The sequence below is a fragment of the Candidatus Sulfotelmatobacter sp. genome (assembly GCA_035498555.1).
GTDB lineage: Bacteria > Eisenbacteria > RBG-16-71-46 > RBG-16-71-46 > RBG-16-71-46 > DATKAB01.
Window position 1 is genome coordinate 1 of the sequence record DATKAB010000117.1, and the last position, 2,937, is coordinate 2,937.

Annotated in this window: 2 protein-coding genes; both read right to left on the reverse strand. The window is 68.1% G+C overall.

The genetic code is table 11. The annotated features are described in order from the left end of the window. Positions 1-478 precede the first annotated feature (478 nt). Positions 479-1,879, reverse strand: coding sequence for a dipeptidase (locus tag VMJ70_10275; GenBank protein HTO91509.1), 1,401 nt, complete (start codon positions 1,877-1,879; stop codon positions 479-481). A gap of 2 nt (positions 1,880-1,881) precedes the next feature. Then, the coding region (locus VMJ70_10280; GenBank protein HTO91510.1) for a thiolase family protein at positions 1,882-2,937 on the reverse strand (1,056 nt) is incomplete at its 5' end.

Here is a 2,937-nt window from a genome sequence, read left to right on the forward strand (position 1 = left end):
TGCGGCACAGCTTCCATCATCTGGCGCGGATGAAGGCGGCGGTGGAGCAGCTGCGGCAGGCGCGAGTCTAGAAAGCGGCGTCCGGGGTCGGCGATTCGTCGCCGATCCCGGCGCCGTCTTGCAGCTCAGATCGTGTCGGTATCTGCCGGATGAAGGCAGAGCTCGGCCGGCGTGACGCAGTCCTCGCACAGATTCGAGGCCGATGGCGCGGCGGGAGCGTTCGCGGCTCCGTGGCGACTCCGTCGCCCGGAGTCTCGAAGGCGGTGAAGCGAAGAACGTCGCCGCGGGCGCGGACTTCGAAGGCCCGCTCGTGGACTGGGCGCACCGGATCGACTCCCAGACGCTCGGCCGCCCCGGTGGGCAGCAGTTCCTGTTCGACTCGGTCCGCGTGAACGTCTCGCTCCCACCTGCGACGTTCGCGAAGCCGGCGGGCGGAGGGTCGGCACCCGGGAGGTGAGGAAGGCGACGAGGTCGCCTCCTATCGGCCGATCCGCTCCAGAATCCTGCAATACGCGTCCTGACTCTTGCGGAAGCTCTCGAGCCGGAAGTGCTCGTCGGGCGAGTGCGCCAGCTCGTCGTCCATGCCGAACGCGAGGTTGGCGGTATAGGCGCCGAGGTGGCGCTGGAACAGACTGCACACCGGAATCGATCCGCCGGTGCGCACGTAGTACGGCTCCTTGCCGTACATCTCGAGGAGCACCTCGCGCACCATGGCGTTGCCCTTCTCGTCCTCGGGCACCAGATACGGAAACGCACGGAACGGCAGCGGCGCCACGCTCGCGGTGACGCCGGGCGGCGTGTGCGACTCCACGTGGGCGATCAGGCACCCGATGATCCGCGACGGATCCTGATCGGCCACCAGCCGGCAGGTGATCTTCGCGTGCGCCTCGCTCGGCAGCACGGTCTTGATGCCCTCGCCCTGGAAGCCGCCCCAGATCCCGTTCACCTCAAGCGTGGGCCGCGCCCACACGCGCTCGCGCGCCGTGTAGCCCTTCTCGCCGAACAGCCCGGGCACACCGAGCGACTTGATCTCCTCGGCTTCGTCGTACGGAACCTTCGCGATCCGCTCGCGATCGAGCGGGGTGAGCGGCCGCACGTCATCGTAGAAACCGGCCACGCTGATGCGCCCGTCGGCGTCATGCATCGAGGCGATGAGTGACGCCAGCGCATGAATCGGGTTCTGCACCATGCCGCCGAACATGCCCGAGTGGAGATCGGCGCGCGCCGCCTTCACGTCGATCTGAACGCCGCAGCCGCCGCGCAATCCCACCAGCAGCAGCGGCTGCGTCGGGCTCCACTGGAAGCCGTCGGCGCTCAGCACCATGTCGCACACCAGCAGATCCTTGTGCTTGGGAACGAAGTCGCCGAGCTGCGGGCTGCCGATCTCTTCCTGGCCTTCGAAGAAGAACTTGAGATTGACGGGCAGCGCGCGCGTGGTCTTCAGCAGCGCTTCGACGGCGAGAATCGGCGCCAGCATGTTGCCCTTGTCGTCGGTGGCGCCGCGCGCGAACACCTTGCCGTCGCGCACCTCGGGCTCGAATGGCGGCTTGGTCCAGAGGTTCAGCGGATCGACGGGCTGAACGTCGAAGTGGCCGTAGATCATCACCGTCGGTTTGCCGGGCGCGTGCAGCCAGTCGGCGTAGACGACCGGATGGCCACCGGTGGGCAGGATCTGAACGTGCTCCATGCCCGCCGCGGTGACGCGCGCCGCTACCCACTCGGCGGCGCGTTTCACGTCGCCCGCGTGAGCCGAGATCGCCGAGATGCTCGGAATGCGCAGGAAGTCGAGCAGCTGTTCGAGGAAGCGCGGCTGGCTTTGGTCCAGGTAGCTCTTCCACGCCGTGGTGGCTTGCGGTTCCTTCTCGGAAATCGGAGTCATGTTCAATCCCTCGTGAGCAGCATCGCGCCGGCCATCCCTCCGGCCGCGCATGCGCTGATCAGGCCGCGACGCGCTTTGCGCCGCTGCATTTCGTACGCGAGCGTGGTGAGAATCCGCCCGCCGGTGGCCGACCACGGGTGACCGATCGCGACGGAGCCGCCGTTGACGTTGATGCGGCCCCAATCGACCGGCCCGGTCGGTGTGTCTTTCCAGCCTTTCTCCCACGACATCACGTTCGCGATCACCTGCGCGGCGAACGCCTCGTGGATCTCGATCAGATCGATGTCGGCGAGCTTCAGGCCGGCGCGGCGCAACAGGCGCGGCACCGTGATCGCCGGCGCCATCAACAAACCCTCGTTGGGATCGATCGCGGCGTACTCCATCTGTTCGATGAACGCGAGTGGCTCGCGGCCTTCTTCCTTCGCGCGCGCCTCGCTCATCAGCAGCACCGCGGAGGCGCCGTCGGTCACCGGCGACGAGTTGCCGGCCGTCAGCGTTCCGTTCTCGGCGAACGCCGGCTTCAGCGCCGCGAGCTTCTCCAATGACGTGTCGGGCCGCGGGCCGGTGTCCATCTCAACGCCTTCGACGGGCACGACTTCGCGCGCAAGGGCGTCGCGCGCGGCGACCGAGTTGCGATGGCTCGCGAGCGCCACCTCGTCCTGTCGATCGCGCGGAATCTTCCACTCGCGAATCGTGATTTCCATGTGCTCGCCCATGGTGAGTCCGGTGGTGGGCTCGCGAAACGTGGCGGGATCGGCGCCCGACAGCCATTCGGTGCCGCCGGCGATGCCGCACTCGATGCGGCCGCGCGCGATCGCGTCGGCGACGGCGGTGGCGGTGCGAAGCCCGGTGATGCAGTAGGAGGAAATGGTCTGCGCCTCGATGCTCGCCGGGAGCTCGCCCTCGAGCACGATCTCGCGCGCGAGATTGGGCTTGCCGCGTTCCGCCACCACCACGCCGAACACCAGCGATTCGAGGCGACGCATGTCGACGTCGTGCCGCTCGATCAGGCCGCGCACCGCGTGCCGGGCGAGCGCGAGCGGTCCGAGATGCGCGAA